The organism is Streptomyces kanamyceticus, from assembly GCF_008704495.1.
Classification (GTDB): Bacteria; Actinomycetota; Actinomycetes; order Streptomycetales; family Streptomycetaceae; genus Streptomyces; species Streptomyces kanamyceticus.
On sequence record NZ_CP023699.1, the window covers coordinates 162428 to 188542 of the forward strand.

The following is a 26115-nucleotide window of genomic DNA, read 5'->3' on the forward strand; positions in this document are numbered from 1 at the left end:
CGCTCTGCGGGACGTGAGGTGTGTCGCCCTCGGGCCGGGGGGCTGGTCGCGCAGTTCCCCGCTCCGGGCTCGCACCCATGGCAGGGTGGACGAATGACGACGAACTTGCCCCACGACGACCTGCTCGCGGCGAAGGCTCTCGTCTACGACCCCTGCGGGTTCGTCTGCTCGGAGCCGGTCGCCGAGGCGGAGAGCGCCGAGTACGCCGCGCACACGTTCACCTTGGACGGTCTCTCCGTGCGGTTCCGCGTGGCCAGGACGACACCGACCAAGGTCGGCCAGTTCGTCACCGTTTGGAAGAGGTCCCCCGGGGGACCCATTGAGCCCTACGACGCCGAGGACCCTGTCGACCTCTTCGTCATCAGCGCGCGTGACGATCAGCACTTCGGCCAGTTCGTGTTCTCCATGGACGCGCTCCGCAGGCACGGGGTCGTCGCGGTGAACGGTTCGGGCGGGAAGCGGGCCTTCCGTGTCTATCCGCCCTGGGTGACCACCACCAACCGGCAGGCAGGACGAGCGCAGGAGTGGCAGCTCGGCCACTTCCTGGACATCGGCCGGGGCGGGTCCTTCGACTCCGCCCGCGCCCGGGAGCTCTACCACCCGTAGCCGCCTCGCGAGGAGGGGTAATGCCATGAGCACGGAGATGACCGTTCTGCTGGTCATCGCGGGCGTCGTCGTGGTCGCGACGCTCGCGATGGCCGTGACGCTGCTCGTCCGTCTCGTCCGCACCCGTCGCCTCCTGCGCGACGCCGGGATTCCCGTCGAGCGGCAGTGGGTGTTCTGGGGTGCGGTCGCCTATCTCGTACTGCCCGCGGACCTGCTGCCCGATCCCGTCTTCCTCGACGACATCGGGGTGCTCCTGCTGGCGCTGCGGTCCCTGCGGTCAGCCGCCGACAGGGCGTCCGCGCCGGACGGCTGAGAGGCGGGCCCGCGTCAGCAGGGCGTGCATGCAGTCCGTGACCTGACCGACGTCGTCCACGGGCTGGTGGAACGCGAGGCGCACATCGGCCTGGCTGCGGGCGCGTTCGAGGCGCAGGGTGATGCCGTGCCGGTCGATGGCGAGCGGGCGTACGCGTACGACGCCCTGGAGGCTTTCGGGGCTGACGAGGCGGGTGAGCTGTTCGACGGCGTCCGGGTGGGCGTCCGCGAGATGGGTGAGCAGGCGCGCCTCCGCCTCGGCGAGCGGGTCGGGCACGGTCAGGGCGAGTTCGTCCAGTTCGACGCCGAGGCGTCCGGTGGAGTCGTGCAGCACGACGCAGACCGGATCGAAGATCAGGTGGTCCCCGCACTGCGTCAGCGCCCCGGAGAGCCACAGCCGGGCGCGGATCCGGTCCCTGACCGGCACCGGGGAGACGTCGGCGAACTCGATGAGCGTGGAAGGTTCGCCGTGCGGCGCGCAGATGAGGGCGGCGGCGAGCGCGCTGTCCTCGGGCGGGTGCAACTGAAGCCTGCCGTCGTCCATGACGCTGTGCGCGCCGACGAGTTCGTCCTTGCCGATCTCTGTGGTCACGGCACAGGACCATGCGGTGGCCAGCATGGAACGTGCGCGTGCTGCCGCTGTGGGCACGGTCGTGCTGCTGTGGCGGACACCCATCCTCAACCTCCATTAGGTAAGCCTTGCCTAACTTATCGGAGATCGCGCGGCACTGCCAGTACGCCGAAGCCCCGCGCGGTGAACCGCGCGGGGCCGTGGCACATACGCCAGTTGACGCGTAGTGCGTCCGTCGGCGAGGTCAGTGCCCTCGGGCGATCCACTCCTCCAGGTGCGGCGCCTCCGCGCCGATCGTCGTGCTGTCGCCGTGCCCCGTGCGCACCACCGTCCCGGGCTCCAGCGTGAGCAGCCGGTCCTTGATGGACTCCACGATCGTCGGGAAGTCACTGAAGGAGCGGCCCGTCGCGCCGGGGCCGCCCGCGAAGAGCGTGTCGCCGGTGAAGACGGTGCCGAGGGCGGGGGCGTGCAGGCTGACCGCGCCGTGACAGTGGCCCGGCGTGTGCAGCACCTTCAAGGTGGTGCCCGCGACGGTCAGTTCCTGTCCGTCGGCGAGCTCGCCGTCGGGGGCGCGGTCGGGGTGGGTCCGCTTCCACAGCTCGGTGTCGGCGGGATGCAGCAGGATCGGCGCGCCGGTGCGGGCGGCGAGCGCGGGGGCCGCGTCGATGTGGTCGTCGTGGGCGTGCGTGCAGACGATGGCGACGAGCGTGCGCTCTCCCACCGCCGCGGCGATGGCGTCCGCGTCGTGCGCGGCGTCGATGACGATCGCCTCGCTGTCGTCGCCGACGATCCATACGTTGTTGTCGACCTCCCAGGTGCCGCCGTCGAGGGAGAACGTCCCCGACGTGACGAGGTGGTCGACGCGCGCGCCGGACGCGCCCGCAGCAGCTTCGGCCGCCATCAGAAGATCACCACCGAACGCAGGACGTCGCCGTGGTGCATCCGCTCGAAGGCCTTCTCCACATCCTCCAGGGCGATCGTCTCGGTGACGAACGCGTCCAGGTCGAGGCGGCCCTGCTGGTAGAGGTCGATGAGCATCGGGAAGTCGCGCGAGGGCAGGCAGTCCCCGTACCAGCTCGACTTCAGCGCACCGCCGCGCCCGAAGACGTCGAGGAGCGGCAGCTCGATCTTCATCTCCGGGGTCGGGACGCCCACCAGGACGACCGTGCCCGCCAGGTCCCGGGCGTAGAAGGCCTGCTCGTACGTCTCCGGACGGCCGACCGCCTCGATGACGACATCGGCGCCGTTGCCACCGGTCAGCTCGCGGATGGCCTCGACGGGATCGGCGGAGCGGGAGTTGACGGTGTGTGTGGCACCCAGCTCCTTCGCCGTCCGGAGCTTCTTGTCGTCGATGTCCACGGCGATGATCTTCGCGGCACCGGCCAGGCGCGCGCCCACCACCGCGGCGTTGCCCACGCCGCCGCAGCCGATGACGGCGACCGAGTCGCCCCGACCTACGTTGCCGGTGTTGATGGCGGCGCCGATGCCCGCCATCACGCCGCAGCCGAGGAGGCCGGCGGCGGCAGGCGAGGCGGCCGGGTCGACCTTGGTGCACTGTCCCGCGGCGACCAGGGTCTTCTCGGCGAAGGCCCCGATGCCGAGCGCGGGCGACAGCTCGGTGCCGTCCGCGAGGGTCATCTTCTGCTTCGCGTTGTGCGTGTCGAAGCAGTACTGGGGGCGGCCGCGCAGACAGGCGCGGCACTGGCCGCACACCGCGCGCCAGTTGAGGATCACGTAGTCACCGGGGGCGACCTCGGTGACGCCCTCGCCCACCGACTCGACGACGCCCGCCGCCTCGTGCCCGAGCAGGAACGGGAACTCGTCGTTGATCCCGCCCTCCCGGTAGTGCAGGTCGGTGTGACAGACCCCGCACGCCTGGATCTTCACCACGGCTTCCCCGGGGCCCGGGTCCGGCACCGTGATCGTCTCGATCCGTACCGGCTCGCCCTTCGCGCGCGCGATCACGCCCTGCACCTGCTGCGCCATGACTTCAGCCCTTCTTTCTCCGCATGTCTTACCGGCCCCATCGTTACAGGTCGGGCGGCGGGTGTCCGCAGCGGTGCACGAACGCGCGGCCGCGCGCCGTGACCACGCTCCCCGGCCGCGTCCTAGGGTGAGCGCGTGCGTGATCTAGCTGCCCAGGCCCTCCTGCCGGTCGACGCGGCACTCGCCGTCGCCCTGCTCCTCCTGCTGCTCGCCGCCGCGGCGACCGCGGCCCTGTTCCGGCTCTCCCCCGACGGCTCGCGCGAACGCGCCAGGGAGATCCTCGTCGCCGGGGTACGGGCGACGGCCCAGCTGGCGGCCGTCTCGCTGGTCATCGGCTGGGTGGTGCACCACACGGCGGCCCTGTACGCCTTCCTCCTGCTCATGCTCGCCGTGGCCACCCGCACCGCGGGCCGCCGCGTCACGCCGAACCGCACCTGGTGGTGGGCGGCCGTGCCGATCGCAGGACCCGTCGTACCGGTGGTGACCGGCCTGACCCTGGCGGGGCTGCTCCCCGTACGGGGCATCGCCATGGTGCCGGTGACCGGCATCCTGATCGGCGGCGCGCTCACCGCGACGGTGCTCGCGGGCCGCCGCGCCCTCGATGAACTGCGCACCCGCAACGGCGAGTTCGAGGCAGGTCTCGCCCTCGGTCTCCTGGACCGCGACGCCCGCCTCGAAGTGGTCCGCCCGGCCGCGTCCGACGCCCTCCTGCCCGGCCTCGACCAGACCCGCACGGTGGGCCTGGTCACCCTCCCCGGCGCGTTCGTCGGCATGCTCCTGGGCGGCGCGTCCCCCGTGCTCGCCGGGGCGGTGCAGCTCTTCGTGCTGATCGCGCTGATGGCGGTCCAGGTGGTGTCGGTGGCAGTGACGGTGGAGCTCATCGCGCGGGGACGGCTGCACCGGGCAGAACCGGACCGTCTGACAGCGTGACCTAGGACGACGCCGCCGCGCGCTCACGCGCCGACCGGACGGCCAGCACGTTGTCGACCAGGCGCTCGGCCTCGGTCGACGGATCCATCGGCATGGTCAGGAGCGCACGCACGTAGGCCGGTGCCAGGACGAGCTCGAAGATGTCCAGCCAGGTCAGCACGGTGGCACCGGCGGCGTCCAGGGTGGCCTGGATCTGCTGGATCCGGGGCTCCGCGAAGCCCCGCCCGTCCTGCTCGTCGCCACCGGCCCTGAGCAGGGCGCGGAAGAAGGCCAGATGGCCGGGCCTGGTCAGATCGGTGAGCAGGTTGGTGATCCAGGCGTGCAGATCGGCCCGCAGGTCACCGGTGGCGGGAAGCGGTGAGCGGCTGCCCAGCTCGTCCACGACCGCGTCGATGATCAGGCCGTCTGCGGTGCGCCAGCGCCGGTAGATGGTGGCGATGTGCACGCCGGAGCGGGCCGATACCTCCGCGATGTCGACCGTGCCGTCGGCGGATTCGGCAAGGAGTTCGCGGGTGGCCGCGCGCACGGCCTCACGGGTGCGGGCGGTGCGACCGCCGGGGCGGGCTGTCCCTGATGCTTGCGTCACCACCTCACCCTATCGCGAAACTCTTGCATTAGCGCGGCCGACGTGCGTAACCTAAATGCGAAACATTCGCATCAGAGGCGATGAGGTGCCTCTGAGATCGAAGCCGAACCGGAGGATCTCGTGGCACACGCACTCGTCGTCGGCGGTGGAATCGCGGGGGACACACTCGCGCTGCTCATGGAGAGGGACGGCTGGACGGTCACCGTCGCGGAGATCGCACCGGCCCTGCGCAGCGGCGGTCAGACCGTCGACCTGCGCGGCGACAGCCGGGCGGTCCTCGAGCGCGCCGGACTGCTCCAGCAGGCCCTGGACTGCCTGGTCCCGCAGCGCGGCGCGGCCTGGATCGACGCGCGGGGCGGCGTCTGGCCGAGATGCCGGTGGAGGCGTTCGACGGGCGCGGCTACGTCTCCCGTGAGGAGTTGCTGCGCACCGACCTCGCCCGGATCCTGCACGAGGCGACCGGGCCCGGCGTGACCCACCGGTTCAGTGAGACCGTGGAAGCGCTGGAGGACAGCGGCACAGGAGTGCTCGCCAGCTTCCGCAGCGGCACGCGGGAGGAGTTCGACCTGGTGGTCGGCGCCGACGGCGCGCACTCACGGGTCCGCGCCCTGCGGTTCGGCCCCGAGGAGGACTACCGCAAGCCACTCGGCCTCGCGCACGCCTGGTTCACCCTCACCGAGCGGCCGGGGACACCGCCCCTGGACGGCTGGTTCCTGACCCACAACGCACCCGGCCGCCGCGGCGTGGAGGCCCGTCCCGGCCACCCCGGAGAGCAGGAGGTCGGCCTGACCTTCGCCGCCGGCACCCTGCCCTCGCGGCACGACCGCGCGGCCCAATTGGCCCTGCTGGACCGGACGTTCGCCGATGTCGGCTGGCGCGCCGCGGAATTCCTGGCCGCGGCCCGGCAGGCCGACGACTTCGCCCTGGACACCTTCGACCAGGTGCACGTGCCGCGTTGGCACACCGGCCGGATCGTCCTGCTCGGCGACAGCGCCTGGTGCGCGAGCCCGCTCAGCGGCCTCGGTACCGCCCTCGCCCTGCGCGGCGCCGCCGAGTTGACGGCCGCGCTGCGCGCCGAGGGCGCGCCCGGCGACACCACCCGGGTGCCCGCCGCGCTGACCGCGTTCGAGCGGGCGATGCGGCCGAGGGTCCGTTCGGCCCAGCAGCTCCCGCCCGGCCGGGTCGCGTCCATGGCCCCCAAGACCGCGCTGGGCATCCGGGCCAACGCGCTGGCGATGCGCGCACTCCAGTCCAAGGCCGCACGCCCGCTCGTCCGGCGTGCCTTCGCCTCCTCCGAACACGGCCGCACCGACACCCCCGCCGAAGCGCCCCTGCCGAGCCCCGGCACCTGACCGGCGCGGCGCCGCCGCGCCCTCACCGCACGCGGTCCAGTGGGTCGTAACAGTCGTAATTGCGCTGGGCGCGGATCCTGCCGTCCTGGAATTCGAGGAAGACGGCGATGTGGGCGCGCAGCACATGGCCGACGGGCAGGGCCCCCATCGGCACGGCGAGGGTCCCCTCCCACGTCACCTCAAGTGCCACCTGCTCCCCCATGGCGACCGCGTTGAGCACGTCGAACCGCTGCTCGGCGAGCAGCCCTTGCCCCCGCTCCGCGCTCTGGAGCACGGCGGTCAGATCACGCCGTACGCCGTCGGGGAAGAGCGCGTTGGGAAATTCCTGCTGCACCAGGTCCGCGTGGAAGAACCGGGCCAGCTCATCGCCGACGGCCCCGCGCGCCACCGCCTCGTGATAGCGGACGGCGGTCTCGATGTGCGGATGCCGGTGGGCGTACGGGGTGGGGTCCTGCGACAGGCCAGACATGAGGAGCAGCGTAGGCCGGTCCCCACCCCACCGGCCCGTCCGCGTGGGCGAGTTCAGGAATCCGCTACGGGCCGAGCGCCGCGCGCTGCTCGGGTGTGAGGCGGTCCGCCGCGGCCACGACCGCGTACGTGTCCGGGGCGACGCGCTCAAGGGCGACGGGGCCCGCGATGTCCGGGTGCCGCTCGGCGTCCCGCAGCGCGTCGGCGACGCGGTCCCGCGGCCAGTCGAGGGCGGCGGCCAACCGGTCCACGGCGAGCGGCCCGCCCACCTGCACGAGCGCGGCGAGGACGGTCAGCACGTCGGCGAAGACCTCCGCCGTGGTGCCGCCCGCCATGTCGTCGCTCAGCCCGGTGAAGAACCGGCGCATCTGGTCGAGGCGGGCCCCCGCCGGGGTGGCCGCGTCGAGGATCTCGGCACCGCGCCGGGCGGTCTCCGCCCACATCGCGTTCGTCCGGGCGCTGGTCAGCCAGGCACGCAGCCAGACGTCGTCGTCGATGACGTACCGCTCGCGCCGCCGCCCCGCGTCGCGCTCGCGCCGGACCACTTCGAGCCCCTCCAGGTACCCGACCGCCTTGGACACGGAGGCGGGGCTGACCCGGAGCCGCTCGACCAGTTCGGCCGCCGTCAGACCACCGGAGTCGGTCGTGACGAGCCGGGCCAGGACGCGGGCCGCCATGCGCGGAAGGCCCGTCCGCACCATCAGCGCCGCGAACTCCTCGGCGTACGCGCGCACGGCCTCGGTGTCACGGCCGTGCGGGTCGAAGGCCGCGGACTCCTGGCGCGAGGCGGCCGTGCCGCCGCTCCGGCGGGCCCGGCGTCCGGTGGCGTGCTGGGCGTGGTCCGCGCGGTAGCCGCCGAAGCCGCCGTTGCGGGCGACCTCGCGGCTGACGGTCGACGTCGGCCGGTCGAGGTGCCGGGCGATCTCGGCGTATCCGAGCCCGTCGGCGAGTCCCGTCGCGATACGCCGACGCTCGTCATGGGTCAGCCTGCCTCCGGGCATCCGTGACCGCCTCCCTTGCCCCTGGCTCCGTCGCGGCCCGCTCGGACCGGCTCGGCAAGTGTGCGTTCACCGTCAGTACATTGCAACAGTCATCGACACGGAATTGCATTTACCGTCACGCCTATTGCAATAGAACTCTTAATTGCCCTGTACAGAGTGGAGATTGGGCCTTCTTCTCGTTGCTGGCGCATAAAACGCAACGTAGCTTTCACCGCGAAGTGAAGGACTGCGACAAGGAGTCGAACGACGTGACGACGACGAGCGGTGAGACCGCGCTCATGGTCGAAGGGCTGCGGATGCGCTACGGCACCCATGACGTGCTGCGCGAGGTGACGTTCCGGGCCCGCCACGGTGAAGTGGTCGCGCTGCTCGGGCCGAACGGAGCGGGCAAGAGCACCACCATCGAAATCCTGGAGGGCTTCCGTACGAGGTCGGCGGGGCGCGTCGAGGTACTCGGCACGGACCCCGCCCACGGTGACGAACGGTGGCGGGCCCGGATCGGCGTCGTCCTGCAGTCCTGGCGCGATCACGGCAAGTGGCGGGTGCGCGAACTGCTCGCGCACCTCGGTACGTACTACGCCGGGTACTCCACGGAACTGATCCGCAGGCCGTGGGAGACGGACGAGCTGATCGAGGCGGTCGGCCTGTCCGCGCGCGCGGACAGCAAGATCAAGACCCTGTCGGGCGGCCAACGGCGCAGGCTGGACGTGGCGATCGGCATCGTGGGCCGTCCCGAGGTGCTCTTCCTCGACGAGCCCACGGCGGGCTTCGATCCGGCCGCGCGCCGTGAGTTCCACGGCCTCGTACGCGGCCTCGCCGACGTCCACGCGACCACGGTCCTGCTCACCACGCACGATCTGCACGAGGCCGAGAGGCTCGCCGACCGCATCGTGATCCTGGCGGCGGGCCGGATCGTCGCTGACGGTTCGGCGGAGGAGCTCGCGCGCCGGATGGCGGGCGAGGACGAGGTGCGCTGGATGCGCGACGGGCGGCGCTTCGAGACGTCGACCACCGACTCGACGCGTTTCACGCACGGCCTCTTCCGGGAGCACGGCGACGCGATCAGCGAACTGGAGGTCCGCAGGGCCTCGTTGGAGGACACCTACCTGGCGTGGGTGCGCGAGACGACGGAAGCGGTCCGATGAACCCCAACCCCACCACCACGGCCCTGCGCGCGGGCTGGACGCGCGGCCGGGTCGAACTGGTCCAGTCCTTCACCAACGGCGCGGACCTGCTCTCCCACTTCCTGTGGCCCGTCCTGATGCTGGCCGTCATGTACTTCATGCGGGATTCGGCCTTCGGGTCCCAGGGGCTCCTGCTCGGCACCCTGGCCCTGCCGAGCATCCTGGGCATGAACGCGGCCATGGGCATGCTCAGCATGAGCCAGGTCCTCACCGCCGAACGCGAGGACGGCACCCTGCTGCGCGCCAAGGCGACTCCGCACGGCATGCGGGGGTACTTCACCGGCAAGATCATCACGGTGTCCTGCGGACTCGTCGCCGACCTCGCGATCTTCCTGGTGCCCGCGCTGTTCCTCATCGAAGGACTGTCCGTCGCCGACGCGGGCTCCTGGCTGACGCTGGCCTGGGTGCTCGTGCTCGGCATGCTGGCGACACTGCCCTTCGGCGCGGTCCTCGGCTCGGTCTTCACCAGTACCCGCGCCCAGGGCATCATCCAGCTGCCGGTGCTCGGCCTCATAGCGATCTCCGGCATTTTCTATCCGATCACCGCGCTCCCCGAGTGGCTGCAGTCCGTCGCGCAGGTCTTCCCCATCTACTGGCTCGGCCTGGGCATGCGGGCCGCGCTGCTCCCCGACAGCGCGGTCACGGTCGAGATCGGCGAATCCTGGCGGCAGTTGGAGACCGTCGGCGTGCTGGGGCCTGGGTCGTGTTCGGCTTCGTCCTCGCGCCGCTCGTGCTGCGCCGGGCGGCCCGCCGCGAGTCGGGGTCGAGCGTGGCCGAGCGTCGCGAGAAGGCGCTGCGGCGGGTGGGCTGAGGGCGCCCGCCCGTGCGGGCGTAGGCTCGCCCGCATGTCTGTCTACGAAGAAGAAATCGGCGCTCTGCAGGGCGGCTCCGCCGATCTGCGCCAGTTCGACGGCAAGGCCGTCCTCGTCGTCAACGTGGCCTCCAAGTGCGGCCTCACCCCGCAGTACGCCGGTCTTGAGCGGCTGCACGAGCAGTACGCGGCGCGCGGCTTCAGTGTCCTCGGCGTGCCGTGCAACCAGTTCATGGGGCAGGAGCCCGGCACGTCCGAGGAGATCGCCGAGTTCTGCTCGGCGACGTACGGCGTGACCTTCCCCATGACCGAGAAGGTCGACGTCAACGGGGACGGCAGGCACCCGCTGTACACGCGTCTGGTCGACACCGCGGACGCGGAGGGGCACACCGGGGACGTACGTTGGAACTTTGAAAAGTTCCTGATCAACGGCTCCGGCGAGGTCGTCGCCCGGTTCGGGCCGCGTACCGAGCCGGACGCCCCCGAGGTCGTCGCCGCGATCGAGAAGGTCCTCCCGGCCTGACCTCCCCGGGTTCGGACTCGTGGGCGCGGGCCCGGCTGACGGAGCGATACCTCCAGCCGGGCCAAGCCGATCTGCGGAGTCGGGACCGCGCTCCTACGGTGGCTGAATGGTCATCAGGTACCTTCCGCGTTCCTCGTCCGTACGCACCGCGGTCCTCGCGATCGGGGCTCTGGCCCTCCTGTCGACTCCGGTCGCGGCGGCCGAGGTTCCCGCCGAACCGGCGCCGCCGCGGCCGCTTCCCGCGTATTCGTCCACACTCCTCGACCGGCCCGGTGTCCAGGTGCGGCCCGGCCCCGGCGCCCCCTCGGTTCCGGCGAACGTCTCCGCGCTGTCGTGGCTGGTGGCCGACGCCCGCACGGGAGAAGTACTCGCCGCCAGGAACGCGCACCGCCCGCTGCCGCCCGCCTCCACGCTCAAGTCCCTCTTCGCGCTCACGGCGCTCCCCCGCCTGGACGCCGACGAGAAGCACCTGGTCACCGAGCACGAGCTGGACCGGGTCGGCGAGGGCAGCAGCATGGTGGGCGTCGCCCCCGGCCGCCGCTACCGGGTGGCCGATCTGTGGCGGGGCGTCTTCCTCAGCTCCGGCAACGACGCCGTGCACGTCCTCGCCGGGCTCAACGGCGGCTGGCACCGGAGCGTCGAGCAGATGCGCGCCAAGGCCCGCGAGCTCGGCGCGAACGACACGCACGTGGTGTCGCCGGACGGCTACGACGCGGCCGGGCAGGTCTCATCCGCGTACGACCTGGCGGTGTTCGGCAAGGCGGGGCTCGCGGATCCGGAGTTCGCCCGCTACTGCTCGACCCGCGTGGCCCCCTTCCCCGCGGGCGGCTGGTCGTACCCCATCCAGAACACCAACCGGCTGCTGACCGGTGCCGACGGCGTGGCGCCCTACCCCGGTCTGCTCGGCGTGAAGAACGGCTACACCAGCAACGCGGGCTCCACCCTGATCAGTGCGGCCCGGCGCGACGGCCGCACTCTCGTCGTGACGGTGATGAACCCTCAGGCGGGCGGTGGATACGCCGTGTACGAGGAGGCCAGGTCGCTGCTCGACTGGGGCTTCGCGGCGGCCGGACACGTACGGCCCGTGGGATCGCTGCTGCCACCGGCCAAGACGGCGGGCACGGCCCCAGGACCGGCGCACGCCGCCACTGCCGCTCAGGCCGCTCAGGCCGTCGTCGGCACACCGGACGAGGACTCCGACTGGCCCGCGGTACTGCTGGTCGGCGCGGGCGCGCTCGCCGTGCTCGGGGGCGCCGTGGTGGCCGTGCGGCGACGGGCTACGGTGGCCCGACGCGCGGACGCGGGCGCGGAGTTGGCCGAGTAGGCGAGGGGGCGGGGGCACCGTGAGCGATCTGCTGGGGGTGGCCGTGCTCGGCGCGGGGCACATGGGCGCCGACCACGTGCGCAGGATCGGTACGACGGTGGGCGGGGCCCGCGTGGTGGCGGTCGCCGACCCCGACACGGCGCGGGCCGAGGCGGCCGTGGCGGGCCGTGCCGGGGTGTCCGTGCACGGTGACGCGCTCGCCGCGCTGGCCGCGCCCGGTGTGCGGGCGGCCCTGGTGGCCTCCCCGGAGGCGGCGCACGAGGAGGTGCTGCTCGCGGCCTGCGCACGCGGCCTCCCGGTGTTCTGCGAGAAGCCGCTCACCCCCGATGCCGCCTCCTCGTTCAGGGTCGTGGAGGCGGAGGCGAGGCTGGGGCGCCGCCTGATACAGGTGGGGTTCATGCGCCGGTACGACGCCGAGTACGCCGCCCTGAAGTCGCTGCTCGACTCCGGGCACCTCGGCAGACCCCTGATGCTGCACTGCCGGCACCGCAACGTCGCCTCTCCCCCGCACTTCACCTCGGAGATGCTGATCAGCAGTTCCGTTTCGCACGAGATCGACGCGGCCCGCTGGCTGCTCGGCCAGGAGATCACCGCGGTGACGGTGCTGCGCCCCACGCCGTCCGGCGACGCCCCGCAGGGGCTGCTCGACCCGCAGCTGGTGCTCTTCGAGACGTCCGGCGGCGCGCTGGTCGACGTGGAGATCTTCGTCAACTGCGGCTTCGGATACGAGGTGCGGTGCGAGGCGGTCTGCGAACGCGGCAGCGCCCAGGTGGGCGACGACCGCGCGATGGCCGTCCACTTCACGGGCCAGGCGCGACAGGACGTCGCCCAGGACTATCTGGTGCGGTTCGCCGACGCGTACGACCGTGAGGTGCGGGCCTGGGTGACCGCGGCCCGTTCCGGCGGCGCCGCGGGACCGAGCGCCTGGGACGGTTACGCGGCGGCCGCCGTCGCCGAGGCCGGGGTGCGCGCGCTGCGCGAGGGCTCGCGCGTCACGGTGGAGCTGGCCGAGCGGCCCGGGCTGTACGGCTGAGAGCCGCCGCGTGGCTCGCGGGGCGCCGCGTCAGGGGCGCCAGTAGCCGAGCGCGTGCACGTGGTGCTTCGGTACGGACAGTTCCTTGCGGACGTACGAGGCGAGGGCGCGGGTCGTCTTCGTGTCGCAGGTGATCCATACGTAGGCGTCCTCGGGGTCGCCGAGCAGCTCGGGGAGGGCCGCCTTCACCTCTTGGACGAGGTGCCCGCCAGAAGCGCGCCGTTCGACGGTGCGCAGCTCGTGCAGCCCCGCGTCGAGGCACAGGCCAAGGCGGTCGAGCTCGCCGTCGGCGTCGTGCCGCGTCTCGAACCAGATCGTCGCGGGAGTCTTGGGCAGCGCCGCCAGCAGGGACTTGACCGCTGGCAGCGCCGCGGGGTCACCGATGACGAAGAGCCGTGCGGGCGCCGGGTCCGGCGGCTCGAAGCCGGTGCCCTGGACCGTCGCCTCGATCGTGTCCCCGGGCGCGGCATCGCGGGCCCACTCACTGGCGGCGCCGTCGTGCAGCGCGAACTCCAGGGTGAAGGTTCCCGCCTCCGGATCCGGGTCGACGAGGGTGTAGGCGCGCTGGTGCGGCTTGCCCCCGTCGTCGAACCAGAGGCGCACCCACATCGTGGGGTGCACGCCGGTCAGGGCGAGCATGCCGCCGTCCGTGACGTGGACGCGGCGATAGTGCTCGGTGACCTCCTCGGTCGCCGTCACGGTGAACTCGAAGTCCTTGCCGCGGAACAGCTTGAGGACCACGCCTTCCCAGCCATGCCCCACCGGACACCCCTCCCCTGAGCACGTCCCTGGCAATGCGCCAGTTGATCGTCTTAGGTGAGCCTAACCTAATAAGACTCCGCTCAGACACCCCCGAGCAGCCTCGAGAGCCCGAGGTCCAGATCGAGGTCGGCCACCTCACCGCCCACGGGCACCACGGCGTACGACCGGGTCAGGAATCGGCGCAGCGCGATCTTGTCGAACTGCACCAGGGCGAGCCCCTGTGGCGCATGGAACTCCAGGACCGTGCGCGCTCTCCCGCACGGCCAGACGTGCACGTCGCCGGCGCCCGCGGGGGCGGTGAGGCCGTCCTCCAGGAGCTGGCGCGCGAAGATCCAGGTGACCTCGACACCGTCGAGCGCCGCCTGCGAGGGGAAGGTCATCTGGACGGCGAGCGGATCGGCCGCCGAGTAGCGCAGGAGCACGGGCAGGCCCCGCTCGCGGCCTTCGGGGGTGATGAGGCGGGCGCGGGCGGGCTGTTCGAGGGTGACGGCCATGATCGAGCTCCACTTCTGCGGTTCCGGTTCCGGGGATCCCCGCCGCGGCCGGGACCCTCGCACTGTGAAGACCCCGCGACCAGCCGGGTCATTACGGCAACACACCGAGAGATCCATGTGACCTGCGCCACTCGTCTCCATAAGTCCGACATTTCTCGCCTAGAGTTTCGAACTCGTCCGAACCCCCCGCAGCGGGAACGGGAGAGTGTCCTGTCATGACCGACGTCCCTGCCGACGTCCCCTCCGGCATATCCGCCGGAACCACCGGAACCACCGGGTCCGCCGCCGACACGGCGCCCTTCGCGTCCGAACCGGCCGTCGCGCCCGTCCAGGTGCCCGCCACAGCGCGGTACACACGCGTCTTCGAGGAACAGCAGCCTCGCCTCGTCGCCTACGCGCGCGCTCTCACCGGCAACTCCTGGGTCGCCGACGACCTCGTCGCCGAGGCGCACTTCCGGGTGTGGCGGCGACTGTCCGCAGGGCACGAGATCGAGAACGTACCGGCGTATCTGATGACGACGGTGCGCCACCTCGCCGCCACGGTGGGGCGGGGAGCGGCGGCGCGCGAGACGCCGCTCGATCCGCAGGCCCCCGAGTCCGTCGGGATCACGGGCGCCGTGGACTCGCCGTTCGGCGCGCTCGGCGCACTCGGCGCGGGAGTCGCGGAGCAGGATCCCGCGGCCCGCGTCTCCTCCGTCGACCTCCTCACGCGCGTGCTCGGGCAGCTGCCCGAGCGGTGGGTCAAGGCGTTGTGGCTCGCCGAGGCCGAGGGGCAGCCGCTCGATGCGATCGGGCACCGTATCGGCGCCGGGCGCGGCGCCACGGCCGTGCTGCTGCACCGGGCTCGCGAGGGCATGCGGCAGGCGTTCCTGCGCGCCCACCCCGGCACACCCGAGAATCCCGCGTGCGAGACGCACTGGGACCGCATGCCGGGACACATCCGCGGCGAGGCATCGCCCCGGCAGTCGGAGCGGCTGCTCGCCCACCTCGACGACTGCGCGGACTGCCGCACCCGGCTCGCGCTGCTGACCCGCGCCAACACCCGGCTGCCCGCGCTCGCGGGGCCCGCCCTCCTCATCTTCGTCCTGGGCGGCTCGGGCAAGTTCCTGCTGCCGCTCGCCGCGGGCTCCGCGGCGGGTGCCGCGGCAGGCCACGGTGGTGGTCTGCTCCACGGCATACGGCACGTCCTCACCGGCGGCGGCAAGATGTCCGCCGTGGCGGTGGGAGCGGTCGCCACGACGGTGGCCGGGGCCGCCGTCGCCGCGGGGCTCGTCCTCGCGGGATCCGACGAGCCCTCGGTGCCGCGGCAGCGGGTCGTCACGGCGGTGAGCGGGGTGCCGCAACCGCCTGCGCCGCCGTGGCAGCAGGCTCCTGAGCAGGCGAAACCGAAGCCGAAGCAGGAGGGTGTCCCGAAGCCGGACAGTGCTCCCAAACCGGATACCGCGCCCGAGCGGCCGTCCGCGCCGCAGCCCGCGGAGCCGTCCCCGCAGCGCTCAGAGGCGGCGAAGCCTGCCGAGACGCCGCAGCAGCCTCAGCGGCCCGTGCCTCCCCCTGCTTCCCCGCCGACGCAGGATCCGGCCACTCAGGAACCCGCGACGCAGGCCCCCGCCACCCCACCGGTCGAGACACCGTCGCCCGCGCCTACGGATCCGGCGCCGACTCCTACGCCGACACCAACACCAACACCAACGACACCGGATCCGACTCCCGTGGACCCCACGCCCGAGCCACCGGTCTGCGAGCCCTGGATCGGGCCGATCCACATCTGCCACCGTCCCTAGGACGTGCGGATCTCCGCCCGTCAGGCGATTCGCTTGGCAAGGACCTGGCCCGGCCAGCGCTCCGACAGGAAGCGGTCGGTGGGGGTGAATCCGTTGCGCTCGTAGTACGCGACGAGTTCGCCCCCGCCGCCCGCCCAGCAGTCGAGCCGAAGCAGTGCCACACCGGCCCGCCGGGTCTCCTCCTCGGCGTGGGCCAGGAGCGCCGCCCCGATCCCGAGGCCCGCGCGGCGCCGGTCGGAGATCAGCAGCCGGACGTACAGCTCGGGTTCTCCCGCGGGCGGGATCGGCAGCTGCGCGCTGGGGCCGGAATCCAGCACCAGCGCCCCGACAGGGGCGCCGTCCCACTCCGCTATGTACGGCGTGTTCTCGGTGAGGTACCGCTCGACGCGGTCCGCGCCGCCCGGCTGACGCGAATACGCGGTCGTACCCCACTGTTCGGTGTTGCCGCGTGCGTTCATCCAGACCACAGCGGCGTCGAGCATGCCGAGGACGGCCGGTGCGTCGGCGAGGGTTCCCGGGCGGATCCGTACGTGCCGCGTGGTGTCGTTCGCAGTGGTGTCGTTCACGGCAGCAGCCTAGTAACGGGTTTGGAGTTTCCGCCGATTCGGGTCCGCTGCCATGGTTCGGAACGCGCATTGCGGAGCGAGGGCACGGGCGGATTGGGTTGCCGGAGTCAACACGGCGGCAAGCGAAGGACACTCATGCTCGACGGCTGCACGCCCTGGCCCGAGGAGTTCGTCGACCGCTACTGGACGGTCGGGCACTGGTGCGGCAACACGCTGGACAACCTGCTGCGCGGCTGGGCCCTTGAGTACGGTCCGCGGACCGCGCTCGCGCACGGCGAAACCCGTCTCACGTACGCGAACCTGAACCGGCGGGTGGACCGCACGGCGGCCGGATTCCGGCTGCGCGGGCTCCGGCCCGGGCAGCGGGTCGTCGTCCAGCTGCCGAACGTCCCCGAGTACGTCGTCACCGTCTTCGCGCTGATGCGCGTCGGCGCGATTCCCGTGTTCTGTCCGGTGTCGCACCGCCCGTCCGAGGTGTCCCCGCTCGTGCGGATCACCCAGGCCGTCGGCTACGTCGGCCCCTCGACGTACCAGGGCTTCGACCACACGGCGATGGCCGCGGACATCGCGGCCGAAGGGCCTTTCCTGCGACGGGTGTTCACCTATGAGGCGCCGGGCACCTCGTCCCCGCACGGCGGCATGACGGCCGACGCGTCGAGCTGCCACTACTTCCCGCTGTCCACCATCGACGCCCCGCCCGACCGTGCGGTCGCGCGGAGCGCCGACGAGGTGGCGTTCTTCCTCCTCGCCGACGGGGTCACCAGCACGGAACCCAGGCTGGTTCCGCGTACCCACAACGACTACGCCTACCAGGCGCGGGCCGCCGCCGAGCTGGTGTCGCTCACCGGGGACGACGTGTACCTCGCCGCGCTGCCCGCCGAGTCGAACTTCGCCTTCGGCTGCCCGGGCATCGTCGGCACCCTCTCGGTGGGAGGCACCGTCGTTCTGGTCGAGAACACCGACCCCGCCCGCTGCCTGCCGGTCATCGAACAGCGGCAGGTCACCATCACCTCGGTGACGCCCGCCGACGCGGAGCGCTGGCTCGACGGACTTCCCGCGGCCCGGGCCGACTTGAGCAGTCTGCGGCTGGTGCAGATCGGTGGCGGAGCCTTGCCGCGTACGACCGCCGAGCGGATGGAACCCGAGTGGGGCTGCCGTCCGCAGCAGGTGTTCGCCATGCCCGAGGGGCCGCTCACGCTCACCCGTCCCACCGATCCGGTCGAGACCGTCCTCGCCACACAGGGGCGCCCGCTGTCGCCCGACGACGAGATCCGCCTGGTCGACGCGGACGGCGAGAACGTGCCCGACGGGGAGTCCGGCGAACTCCTGGCCCGTGGCCCGTACACCCCGCGCGGCTACTACCGGGCGCCCGACCACAACGCGAGCGTCTTCACCCCCGACGGGTTCTTCCGCACCGGCCGACTCGCGCGCCGCACCCGGGACGGCAACTTGGTGGTGACGGGCCGCCTCACCGGCACGGTCTGAGGACTGTGGGGTGGCCGGGACCGGCCTCTCGGGTCAGGCCGCGGGGCAGAGCTTCGCGGGGTCGGCCTGGATCGCGGCGCGGGCCACGGTCGCGGTGCGGACGGTGGCCGCGCCCTGCGCACGGTTCCGCGCGAAGACGACGAGGCGCAGCACCGCGAACCGCGCGACACCGGCGAGTGCGGAGGCCGAAAGGTAGACGACCTGTTCGAGCACCGCACCGGGCGACGTCACCAGCTGCTGCAGCACCAGCATCGCCACGCAGGTGACCACGTACGCGGCGGCCGCCGACCCGGCCGACTGCCCATGCTGGCGCAAGGTCGCGCGCCCGCCCTTGCCGAAGGTGAAGCGGGCGTGCAGTTCGGTGGCGAGGAGCGTGGAGACCACGGTGATCAGGGCGTTGGCGAGGGCCCAGGGAAGCCAGGAGGCGAGGCCCGCCACGGCGAAGCTGGAGGCGAGGCCCACGCCGCCGCCGCAGAGCACGAAGCGGGCGAACGCGACGAAGGCGCCGGGTGCCGCCTGCTGCCGACTCTCTGCTGTCTCCATGATCCGCCCCTTTGATGACTCGCCCCGCGAAACGCGCACCCCGACCGATACGGCCGGGGTGCGCTGCATGCGCATCATCATGGCACATCAGTGGTGCCACTGTGGAGCCATTTACGGTGCCAACTTCACGCCCGATGGCGCAACGTCACCGGAGGCATTCGAAGGGCCCCACGAAAGTGCAGGTCAGAAACGTGACTTACCGCCTGGCGCCAATTGACACCATGGTGGCACCACTACGCGCTCAGCTCCTCAGGTCATCAGGTCCGGCGCGAAGTAGTCCCGCAGCCGGGCGATCTTTCCGTCCCGGACGCGGAAGATCTGTACGAGCGAGACGGCCTCGTCCTCCTCACCGCCCTCCCCGTCGAAGACCGTGTCGATCTCGACGATGAACACGTCGGGGTCCGCGGTGGCGTGCAGCACGTACCCGGACTTCTCGAGGTTCGGCCTGCGGTGGTCCTTCGGCTGCCGCGCGTAGTACGCCGCCATCTCGGTACGAATCTGTTCCCGGCCCACCAACCGGCCGGGGAAGGCCGCATCGGCGGGCTGGAGCGGCGCTTCGAGAACGCCGTCCTCGGTGAATTGCTCGGCGAACGCGTCGGCATCGTGGGACAGGGTTCCCGCGTAGACGCACCGCTCGAAGATCTCCTGCGGCGTTCTGGACATGACGGCCTCCGGAGGTGGATTTTGCAAATACTTGGCCCCTATAGGGTGACTCCCCGAAAGATCACCTATTCCACAAGGGGAAAGCTGTGCCCGCATCGCGACTCAGTCGTACGCCGCTCCCAGGCATCGGCATACGTTACGACCTGACGACCCGTGAACAACGCCGTCTCTCCGTAGTCGCGCACCGGGACGGCGCCCGCACGCTGAGCGCCTACCGGTCCGACGACCCGGACGAGTGCGCGCTGTCCCTGAAGCTGAGTTCGGGCGAGGCGGACGCGCTGATCGACGCGCTCATGCCCTCGCACCACAGCCCGAACCTGCTGCACACCACCGACCTGGGCCTGGTCGCCGAGCGGGTCCTGCTGTCCGCCACCTCGCACTGGAACGGCCGTCTCCTCGGCGAGACCAAGATGCGGACCGAGACCGGCGTCTCGATCGTCGCCGTGCTGCGCAGGGCCGACGCCATTCCGTCGCCGACTCCCGACTTCCGCCTGGCGGGTGGCGACACCCTCATCGTCATCGGCACGCGCGAAGGCGTGGAGACGGCCGCGACGATACTCGGGCGGGAGTGATCGCGTGCATTCCGCTGTCTTCCTGATCGAGTTCGGTGCGATCATCCTGGCGCTCGGCCTCCTCGGCCGGTTCGCGGGGCGTTTCCAGTTCTCGCCGATTCCGCTCTACCTGCTCGCCGGGCTCGCGTTCGGCGAGGGCGGGCTGCTGCCGCTCGGCGCGAGCGAGGAGTTCGTGGCCATCGGCGCCGAGATCGGCGTCATCCTGCTGCTCTTGATGCTGGGCCTCGAATACACGGCCAACGACCTCGTCAGCAATCTCAAGACGCAGTACCCGGCCGGTCTGGTCGACTGCACGCTGAACGCCCTGCCCGGCGCGATCGCCGCGCTGCTCATGGGCTGGGGGCCGGTGGCCGCCGTCGTCCTCGCGGGCGTCACCTGGATCTCCTCGTCGGGTGTCATCGCCAAGGTCCTCAACGACCTCGGCCGGGTCGGCAACCGCGAGACGCCGGTCATCCTCAGCATCCTCGTGCTCGAAGACCTGGCGATGGCGATCTACCTGCCCATCATCACGGCGCTGCTCGCCGGAGTCGGCCTCGCCGCGGGCAGCCTCACGCTGGCCATCGCGCTCGGCGCGGCGGGCCTGGTCCTCTTCCTCGCGGTGCGGTACGGGCGGCTCATCTCCCGGTTCGTCTCCAGTGACGACCCCGAGAAGCTGCTTCTGGTGGTACTTGGTCTGACCATCCTGGTCGCGGGCATCGCCCAGCAGCTCCAGGTGTCGGCGGCCGTCGGCGCGTTCCTGGTCGGCATCGCGCTCTCCGGAGAGGTCGCCGAGGGCGCGCACTCGCTGCTGTCGCCGCTGCGCGACCTGTTCGCCGCGGTGTTCTTCGTCTTCTTCGGGCTGCACACCGATCCGGCGAGCATTCCGCCGGTGCTGCTCCCCGCGCTCGCCCTTGCCGTCGTCACGGCCCTCACGAAGATCGCGACCGGGTACTGGGCGGCCCGCCGTGCGCAGGTGTCCGTCAAGGGCCGGTGGCGTGCGGGCGGTGCGCTCGTCGCGCGCGGCGAGTTCTCCATCGTCATCGCGGGGCTCGCGGTCGCGGCGGGCATCGAGCCTTCGCTCGGCCCGCTGGCCACCGCGTACGTGCTGATCCTGGTGATCGTCGGCCCGCTGACCGCCCGTTACACCCAGCCCATCGCGGCCTTCGTGACGGATCTGCTCGCGCGGCGGCGTGGGCCTGTCGCCGCCGGGGCCGAAACCGCCGGTGCAGAGGCCGCCGGGGCCCAACTGCCGGGTCCCAGGGAGGCCGTCGAGTCCCTCGACGGGCAGGACGCGCGCGACCGCTCGTAGGCGGACCCGGCAGCGGCGTCGGGCGGTGCAGCTCGGTACAGACCGGGCAACTTCGGGACTCGCCGCCCGGCACCGCCCGCCCTGCTGGCACGATGCTCCCCATGACCTCAGGTCCCGTGTTCCGCCTCGCACGAGCCGCCGTGTTCGCGGCCGTGTGCGTGGTGGTGACGGCGCTGGGTCACACGCTCATGTCCGGGGCCGCGCTGCCCTGGTGGGCGGTCGGCTACGCGTTCGCGGCCACGGCCGCGGCCGCGTGGTGGCTGACCGGGCGCGAGCGGGGGGCGCCGACGGTCGTCTCGGCCACGGTCGTGGCGCAGCTGGCGCTGCACGAACTGTTCGGCTTCGCCCAGCGGCTTGGTGCCGCGCCCGGCGCGGGTGCGACCGGCGGCGACGGCATGGCTCACATGAACCACATGAACCACGCGATGCGGATGCCGATGCCCGCCCACTCCGGCGCGGGGACCGACTCCGCGACCGCCTCCGGGCCCGACGCCGGTGAGTGGATCATGTCGCTCTTCGGTCACAGCGCCCTCGGCATGTTCCTCGCCCACGTCGTCGCCGCCCTGATCTGCGCCTTGTGGCTGTGGCGCGGCGAGGCCGCCGCGTTCCGGACGGGACGGGCGCTCGCCGCGGCCCTGTTCGTACCGCTCCGCCTCGTCCTGCGGGTCCTCGTCGCGGCGCTTCCCCCGGCCCCGCCGCGCGTCGGCACGCTCGTGCCCGTGCCGCGGCTGCGCGGGGTCCTTCTCCAGTACGCCGTCTCCCGCAGAGGTCCACCGGTCCTTCCGGTCAGTTCCTGATACCGCCCGCGCCCCTCGGTGCCGGGCGGATTTTCGGCGTCCGCGCACGCCGGGGCAGCGGTCCCCGGCCACGTGCGCCGCGTCGCTTCCGAACTCCCTTCACCGAAGGACCTTTTGCGATGACTCCTGCCCTTTTGCGACCCCCGACCGGTGCGCCCGGCGGGGACCTGACCCGCGACGACCTCATCACCCAGTGGGCGCTCGCGGCCCGCGACGGCGACGCCGAGGCGTTCGAGCGGTTCGTGCGGGCCACCCGGCGCGACGTCTGGCGCTTCGTGGCGCACCTCAGCGGTGACCTGCACGGCGCGGACGACCTGACCCAGGAGACGTATCTGCGGGCCCTGACCTCGCTGCCCGGCTACGCCGCGCGGTCCGGTGCCCGCACCTGGCTGCTCGCGATCGCACGCCGCACCGTCGCCGACCGGTTCCGGCGGGCCGCCGCGCGGCCGCGGATCGCCGACACCGGTGACTGGCAGGCGGCCGCCGAGCGGGCACAGCCGCGCGGTCTGCCCGGTTTCGAGGAGGGCGTGGCCCTGCTCGACCTGTTGTCCGGGCTCGACGCGCCGCGCCGCGAGGCGTTCGTGCTCACCCAGCTCGCGGGGCTGCCGTACGCGGACGCGGCGGCCGCCGTCGGCTGCCCGGTGGGCACCGTGCGCTCCCGGGTGGCCCGTGCCAGGGAGCGGGTGAGCGAGCTGCTGCTCGCCGCGGACCGCGCCGCCTGACAGGGGCGCGGGTCACGCACTGCCCGGAGGTCCGGTCGCGGCCTCCGAGCAGTGCGTTTAGCGTGGTGCGGGGGTGTCTGGAGGTCACCATGGACCGCTCGTCCGTACCCGCTTCGGAGCCCGTCCGCCCCGGTTCCGAGTCCGTTCGCGACGCCGGGGCGCCGGGCTCCGTGCCGTACGCGGGAGGCGGCCGCCATGAGCACCGCTGGCTGATCCTCGCCGTGATCGGCATCGCCCAGCTCATGGTGGTGCTCGACGCGACGATCGTGAACATCGCGCTGCCGTCGGCCCAGCGGGACCTGGGGTTCAGCGACGGCAACCGGCAGTGGATCGTCACCGCGTACGCGCTCGCCTTCGGCTCGCTGCTGCTGCTCGGCGGACGCATCGCCGACCTGGTGGGACGCAAGATCGTGTTCCTGGCCGGGCTCGCCGGTTTCGCCCTCGCCTCCGCGCTCGGCGGCGCGGCCAACAGCTTCTCCATGCTGGTGGCGGCCCGCGCGCTGCAGGGCGTGTTCGGCGCGCTGCTCGCCCCCGCCGCGCTCTCGCTGCTCACCACGACGTTCACGGATCCGCGGGAGCGCGCCAAGGCCTTCGGCATCTACGGCGCCATCGCGGGCGCGGGCGGCGCGGTGGGACTGCTGCTCGGCGGTGTGCTGACCGAGTATCTGGACTGGCGCTGGTGCCTGTACGTGAACCTCGCCTTCGCCGTCGTCGCGATGATCGGCGGGGCCCGCCTGCTGCACGCGGGCGCTCCCCCGGACCGGCCCAAGCTGGACGTGCCCGGCACGCTCCTGGTCTCCGCCGGTCTCTTCTGCATCGTCTACGGCTTCTCCAACGCCGAGACCCACGAGTGGGGCGACGCGCAGACGTGGGGTTTCCTGGTCATCGGCGCCGTGCTGCTCGTCGCGTTCGCGTGGTGGCAGACGCGGGCGACGCATCCGCTGCTGCCGCTGCGGGTCGTGCTCGACCGGGACCGCGGGGCCTCGTTCCTCGCCATGTTCATCTCGGGCGCGGGCATGTTCGGCGTCTTCCTGTTCCTGACGTACTACCTCCAGCAGATCCTCGAGTACACGCCCATCAAGACCGGTCTCGCCTTCCTGCCGATGGTCGCGGTGATGGTGGTGGCCTCGGTGGTGACCACCAACAACCTGCTGCCGAAGATGGGGGCGCGGCCGATCGTCCCGCTGGGCATGGGGCTCTCGGCCGCCGGTATGGCCTGGCTCACCGCGCTGGACACGACCAGCGGTTACGCCGCGCACGTGCTGCCGCCCCTCCTGGTCGCCGGGCTCGGCCTCGGCCTGATCTTCGCCCCCGCGATGAGCATGGCCACGGCAGGAGTCGCCGCGCACGACGCCGGCGTGGCCTCCGCGATGGTCAACACCAGCCAGCAGGTGGGCGGTTCGATCGGCACGGCGCTCCTGAACACCCTCGCCACCACGGCCGCATCCAACTATCTGGTCGGCAAGAAGCCGACGCCCGAGGTGCAGGCGCAGGCGGCGATGCAGTCGTACTCGACGGCGTACTGGTGGTCGGCCCTCTTCTTCGCGGTCGGCCTTGTCGTTACGGTCGTCCTCTATCGCAGAGGAGCGCCGGTCGCCACGGAAGCGGGCGGCGGCGCGGTCCACATGTAGGGCGGGAGTGGCTCATGGCCCCGGTCTCCGCGGGCGAGGACGGAATCGCGCTCGCCTCGGCGCGCGGCCGCTGGGTGCTCGCGTGCGCGGTTCTCGCCTCCGGCATGGCGATGCTCGACGGGACCGTGGTCAACGTCGCCCTGCCGACGCTCGGCAAGGATCTGGACGCCTCGATCTCGGCCCTGCAGTGGGTGGTCAACGCCTACATGCTCACGCTGTCGGCGCTGCTGCTGCTCGGTGGCGCGCTCGGCGACCGCGTCGGGCGGCGCCGCACGCTGATCGTGGGCGTGGTGTGGTTCGCGCTCGCCTCCGCGCTGTGCGGGCTCGCGCAGAACGCCGGGACGCTCATCGCGGCGCGGGCGCTGCAGGGCGTCGGGGGCGCGCTCCTGACGCCCGGTTCGCTGGCGCTCGTGCGCTCCTCGTACCGCCCGGACGACCAGGCCCGCGCGGTCGGTGCCTGGTCGGGGCTCGGCGGTGTGGCGGGCGCGATCGGGCCCTTCCTGGGCGGCTGGCTGATCGACGGTCCCGGCTGGCGGTGGATCTTCCTCATCAACGTGCCGCTCGCCGCGCTGGTCCTCATCGCGGTGCGGCACGTGCCCGAGAGCCGCGACGAGGCGGCTTCGGCGCGGCCGTTCGACGTGCCGGGCGCGTGCCTGGCCGCGCTGTTCCTGGCGGGCGTCAGCTTCTCGCTGATCGGCGCGTCCGGTGACGCGTCGACGGCGGGCGTGGTGCTCCCCGGCGTGCTCGGTCTCGCCGCGGGCGCCGCCTTCGTCGCGGTCGAGCACCGCAGGCGCGACCCGATGCTGCCCCTGACCCTGTTCCGCTCGCGCCTGTTCACCGCGGCCAACGTGATGACGCTGTGCCTGTACGCGGCGATCGGCGGCATCCTCTTCCTGCTGCCGGTGCAGCTGCAGACCACGCTCGGCTACGACGCGCTGCAGGCGGGCACGGCGACGCTGCCGATCACCGTCCTGATGCTGCTGCTCTCCGCGTACTCCGGTGACCTGGCCCGGCGCATCGGCCCGCGCCTGCCGCTGATGGCAGGACCGCTGGTGGCGGCCACCGGTGTCCTGCTGATGCTGCGGATCAGGCCCGGCGCTTCGTACGTCACCGAGGTGCTGCCCGCGGTGGTCGTGCTCGGCCTCGGCATGAGCCTGTTCGTGGCGCCGCTCACGGCGACCGTGCTCGCCTCGGTGGACGCGAGCCGCGCGGGGCTCGCGTCCGGCGTCAACAACACTGCGGCGCGCATCGCACAGCTGCTCGTCGTCGCCGGTCTGCCGCTCGCGGTGGGCCTCTCCGGCACGGCGTACGCGGATCCGGACGCGCTGAACACCGCCTTCGGCAAGGCGGCGGTGATGTGCGCGGCGCTGTTCGTGCTCGCGGCGGTCGCGGCGGCGGTGTTCGTCAGGCCGAGCCCCGCCGCGTGGCACGCCGAGCGGGGGAACGAGCCGCAGTGCAAGACGTGTCTCGGCGTGAACGCGCCGCCGCTGGAGCCGGGGGCGCGCGGCGCCGAATGACCGGCCCCCGCGCGGTTCAGGAAGCCGGGCGTACCTCCCGTACGAAGAGGGTGACCGACACGCTCGCCTCGAAGCCGTTGCGCCGCATCAGCGCGGCCGAGGCGGTGTTGCGGGACTCGACGTCCGTCACGACGGCGCTCGCGCCCGCTTCGGTGAGTGCCGCGACGCAGGCCTTCACCAGGCGGCTCGCGACGCCCTGGCCCTGGTAGTCGGGGGCGCTCGCGATCCACTCCAGGTTGCCCCAGTCGGCGCGCTGGTCGAAGCCCATCGAGCCGAGCACGAACCCGGCGAGCCGCGCCCCGTCCAGGGCCACCCAGCAGGCGGACGCCTCCCCGTCCAAGTGCCCGGCGATCGCCGAGAGCGACCAGGACGTGTAGGGCTTCACACTCGTGTCGTAGACCTGGCGGCCCAGCGCGAGGACATCGGCCAGATGGGTGGCGGCCATCGGTTCGAGCCCGATCTCCGGGCGCGCTGACGCTGCGGGCGTGGACATGGGGCCTCCGAGGGGGGCGGGCGCGGCACCAGGCCGCGCCTTGGGCGCACTTCACGCTATGAGCCGGGGGCGAGTGGCGCACGCCGGGCCGTATCCGGCGGAGGTGGCGGCGTA

General features: G+C 72.3%; 29 protein-coding genes and 1 pseudogene. 18 read left to right on the forward strand and 12 right to left on the reverse strand.

The genetic code is table 11. The features are described 5' to 3' along the window. The first annotated feature begins 93 nt into the window (after positions 1-93). Together CP970_RS00495 and CP970_RS00500 are read left to right on the forward strand one after the other, a co-directional pair. Entirely contained in the window at positions 94-606 is a 513-nt protein-coding gene (locus CP970_RS00495; RefSeq protein WP_055544164.1) for a MepB family protein, read from the forward strand. A gap of 25 nt (positions 607-631) precedes the next feature. Next, positions 632-919 (forward strand): DUF1232 domain-containing protein, encoded by a 288-nt coding sequence (locus tag CP970_RS00500; protein ID WP_055544163.1) that lies wholly within the window; start codon positions 632-634, stop codon positions 917-919. Here the strand turns inward: CP970_RS00500 and CP970_RS00505 are convergent. The 3 genes from CP970_RS00505 to CP970_RS00515 all read right to left on the reverse strand — a co-directional run bounded on the left by CP970_RS00505 (position 884) and on the right by CP970_RS00515 (position 3475). Beyond that, positions 884-1594: a DUF2470 domain-containing protein gene (locus CP970_RS00505; protein WP_055544162.1), complete on the reverse strand. Its 711-nt coding sequence runs from the start codon at positions 1592-1594 to the stop codon at positions 884-886. The genes CP970_RS00500 and CP970_RS00505 overlap by 36 nt on opposite strands. Before the next feature lie 139 nt (positions 1595-1733). Continuing rightward, positions 1734-2390: an MBL fold metallo-hydrolase gene (locus tag CP970_RS00510; protein WP_055544161.1), complete on the reverse strand. Its 657-nt coding sequence runs from the start codon at positions 2388-2390 to the stop codon at positions 1734-1736. Next, positions 2390-3475 (reverse strand): S-(hydroxymethyl)mycothiol dehydrogenase, encoded by a 1086-nt coding sequence (locus CP970_RS00515; RefSeq protein WP_055544160.1) that lies wholly within the window; start codon positions 3473-3475, stop codon positions 2390-2392. Before CP970_RS00515 ends, CP970_RS00510 begins: the two co-directional genes overlap by 1 nt. Positions 3476-3610: 135 nt before the next feature. On the opposite strand from CP970_RS00515, the gene CP970_RS00520 reads away from it, so the two are divergent. After that, complete coding sequence (locus tag CP970_RS00520) at positions 3611-4405, forward strand: ABC transporter permease (protein WP_055544159.1); 795 nt, start codon at positions 3611-3613, stop codon at positions 4403-4405. Between the two features lies 1 nt (position 4406). Here the strand turns inward: CP970_RS00520 and CP970_RS00525 are convergent, their stop codons facing one another. Beyond that, entirely contained in the window at positions 4407-4991 is a 585-nt protein-coding gene (locus CP970_RS00525; protein ID WP_063805994.1) for a TetR-like C-terminal domain-containing protein, read from the reverse strand. 120 nt (positions 4992-5111) lie between these two features. Between CP970_RS00525 and CP970_RS00530 the strand changes: the two genes are divergently transcribed. Then, entirely contained in the window at positions 5112-5465 is a 354-nt protein-coding gene (locus tag CP970_RS00530) for a Rossmann-fold NAD(P)-binding domain-containing protein (RefSeq protein WP_150492828.1), read from the forward strand. Continuing rightward, positions 5363-6343 carry an FAD-dependent monooxygenase gene (locus tag CP970_RS00535; RefSeq protein ID WP_150492830.1) on the forward strand — a complete coding sequence of 327 codons (981 nt, stop codon included), beginning with the start codon at positions 5363-5365 and terminating at the stop codon, positions 6341-6343. Before CP970_RS00530 ends, CP970_RS00535 begins: the two co-directional genes overlap by 103 nt. A gap of 22 nt (positions 6344-6365) precedes the next feature. Here CP970_RS00535 and CP970_RS00540 read toward each other — a convergent pair whose 3' ends face one another. Together CP970_RS00540 and CP970_RS00545 are read right to left on the reverse strand one after the other, a co-directional pair. After that, positions 6366-6812, reverse strand: coding sequence for a nuclear transport factor 2 family protein (locus CP970_RS00540; RefSeq protein WP_055544156.1), 447 nt, complete (start codon positions 6810-6812; stop codon positions 6366-6368). A gap of 64 nt (positions 6813-6876) precedes the next feature. Further along, positions 6877-7812: a GbsR/MarR family transcriptional regulator gene (locus CP970_RS00545; RefSeq protein ID WP_055544155.1), complete on the reverse strand. Its 936-nt coding sequence runs from the start codon at positions 7810-7812 to the stop codon at positions 6877-6879. Between the two features lie 296 nt (positions 7813-8108). Here CP970_RS00545 and CP970_RS00550 point away from each other — a divergent pair, with 296 nt between their 5' ends. The 5 genes and pseudogenes from CP970_RS00550 to CP970_RS00570 all read left to right on the forward strand — a co-directional run bounded on the left by CP970_RS00550 (position 8109) and on the right by CP970_RS00570 (position 12687). Then, positions 8109-8957: an ABC transporter ATP-binding protein gene (locus tag CP970_RS00550; protein WP_206188612.1), complete on the forward strand. Its 849-nt coding sequence runs from the start codon at positions 8109-8111 to the stop codon at positions 8955-8957. Between the two features lie 137 nt (positions 8958-9094). Further along, positions 9095-9598 (forward strand): annotated as a pseudogene (locus tag CP970_RS45690) (ABC transporter permease); the annotation flags it as partial. A gap of 243 nt (positions 9599-9841) precedes the next feature. Continuing rightward, complete coding sequence (locus tag CP970_RS00560) at positions 9842-10330, forward strand: glutathione peroxidase (protein WP_055544153.1); 489 nt, start codon at positions 9842-9844, stop codon at positions 10328-10330. Between the two features lie 106 nt (positions 10331-10436). Continuing rightward, positions 10437-11654 (forward strand): D-alanyl-D-alanine carboxypeptidase family protein, encoded by a 1218-nt coding sequence (locus tag CP970_RS00565; protein ID WP_055544152.1) that lies wholly within the window; start codon positions 10437-10439, stop codon positions 11652-11654. 19 nt (positions 11655-11673) lie between these two features. Next, positions 11674-12687 carry a Gfo/Idh/MocA family oxidoreductase gene (locus tag CP970_RS00570; RefSeq protein WP_055544151.1) on the forward strand — a complete coding sequence of 338 codons (1014 nt, stop codon included), beginning with the start codon at positions 11674-11676 and terminating at the stop codon, positions 12685-12687. Between the two features lie 30 nt (positions 12688-12717). Here CP970_RS00570 and CP970_RS00575 read toward each other — a convergent pair whose 3' ends face one another. Next, positions 12718-13449 carry a siderophore-interacting protein gene (locus CP970_RS00575; protein ID WP_055544150.1) on the reverse strand — a complete coding sequence of 244 codons (732 nt, stop codon included), beginning with the start codon at positions 13447-13449 and terminating at the stop codon, positions 12718-12720. A gap of 80 nt (positions 13450-13529) precedes the next feature. After that, on the reverse strand, positions 13530-13943 hold the full coding sequence (locus CP970_RS00580) for an SsgA family sporulation/cell division regulator (protein ID WP_055544149.1): 414 nt from the start codon (positions 13941-13943) through the stop codon (positions 13530-13532). A gap of 215 nt (positions 13944-14158) precedes the next feature. On the opposite strand from CP970_RS00580, the gene CP970_RS00585 reads away from it, so the two are divergent. Beyond that, the gene (locus tag CP970_RS00585) at positions 14159-15724 is read left to right on the forward strand and encodes a sigma factor (RefSeq protein WP_055544148.1); all 1566 of its coding nucleotides are present in this window, start codon (positions 14159-14161) and stop codon (positions 15722-15724) included. A 20-nt stretch (positions 15725-15744) separates the two neighbouring features. Here the strand turns inward: CP970_RS00585 and CP970_RS00590 are convergent, their stop codons facing one another. Further along, positions 15745-16206 carry a GNAT family N-acetyltransferase gene (locus tag CP970_RS00590; RefSeq protein WP_398656866.1) on the reverse strand — a complete coding sequence of 154 codons (462 nt, stop codon included), beginning with the start codon at positions 16204-16206 and terminating at the stop codon, positions 15745-15747. 219 nt (positions 16207-16425) lie between these two features. Between CP970_RS00590 and CP970_RS00595 the strand changes: the two genes are divergently transcribed. Beyond that, a complete protein-coding gene (locus tag CP970_RS00595) occupies positions 16426-17775 on the forward strand; it encodes a (2,3-dihydroxybenzoyl)adenylate synthase (protein WP_055544146.1) in 1350 nt (449 codons plus the stop codon). A 33-nt stretch (positions 17776-17808) separates the two neighbouring features. Here CP970_RS00595 and CP970_RS00600 read toward each other — a convergent pair whose 3' ends face one another. Both CP970_RS00600 and CP970_RS00605 read right to left on the reverse strand, forming a co-directional pair. Beyond that, positions 17809-18318, reverse strand: a complete 510-nt coding sequence (locus tag CP970_RS00600) for a GtrA domain-containing protein (protein WP_055544192.1) — start codon at positions 18316-18318, stop codon at positions 17809-17811. 249 nt (positions 18319-18567) lie between these two features. Beyond that, complete coding sequence (locus CP970_RS00605; protein WP_055544145.1) at positions 18568-18981, reverse strand: nuclear transport factor 2 family protein; 414 nt, start codon at positions 18979-18981, stop codon at positions 18568-18570. Between the two features lie 86 nt (positions 18982-19067). On the opposite strand from CP970_RS00605, the gene CP970_RS00610 reads away from it, so the two are divergent. The 6 genes from CP970_RS00610 (at position 19068) to CP970_RS00635 (ending at position 25508) form a co-directional block, all read left to right on the forward strand. Next, positions 19068-19553 (forward strand): cation:proton antiporter regulatory subunit, encoded by a 486-nt coding sequence (locus CP970_RS00610; protein WP_055544144.1) that lies wholly within the window; start codon positions 19068-19070, stop codon positions 19551-19553. A 4-nt stretch (positions 19554-19557) separates the two neighbouring features. Beyond that, positions 19558-20841: a cation:proton antiporter gene (locus tag CP970_RS00615; protein ID WP_055544143.1), complete on the forward strand. Its 1284-nt coding sequence runs from the start codon at positions 19558-19560 to the stop codon at positions 20839-20841. A 101-nt stretch (positions 20842-20942) separates the two neighbouring features. After that, positions 20943-21638: a hypothetical protein gene (locus CP970_RS00620; protein ID WP_055544142.1), complete on the forward strand. Its 696-nt coding sequence runs from the start codon at positions 20943-20945 to the stop codon at positions 21636-21638. A 119-nt stretch (positions 21639-21757) separates the two neighbouring features. Continuing rightward, on the forward strand, positions 21758-22360 hold the full coding sequence (locus tag CP970_RS00625) for a sigma-70 family RNA polymerase sigma factor (RefSeq protein WP_055544141.1): 603 nt from the start codon (positions 21758-21760) through the stop codon (positions 22358-22360). An 89-nt stretch (positions 22361-22449) separates the two neighbouring features. Next, positions 22450-23991: an MFS transporter gene (locus CP970_RS00630; protein ID WP_079043175.1), complete on the forward strand. Its 1542-nt coding sequence runs from the start codon at positions 22450-22452 to the stop codon at positions 23989-23991. 14 nt (positions 23992-24005) lie between these two features. Next, on the forward strand, positions 24006-25508 hold the full coding sequence (locus tag CP970_RS00635; protein ID WP_055544140.1) for an MFS transporter: 1503 nt from the start codon (positions 24006-24008) through the stop codon (positions 25506-25508). 16 nt (positions 25509-25524) lie between these two features. Here the strand turns inward: CP970_RS00635 and CP970_RS00640 are convergent, their stop codons facing one another. Beyond that, positions 25525-26001, reverse strand: a complete 477-nt coding sequence (locus CP970_RS00640) for a GNAT family N-acetyltransferase (RefSeq protein WP_063805993.1) — start codon at positions 25999-26001, stop codon at positions 25525-25527. Positions 26002-26115 lie beyond the last annotated feature (114 nt).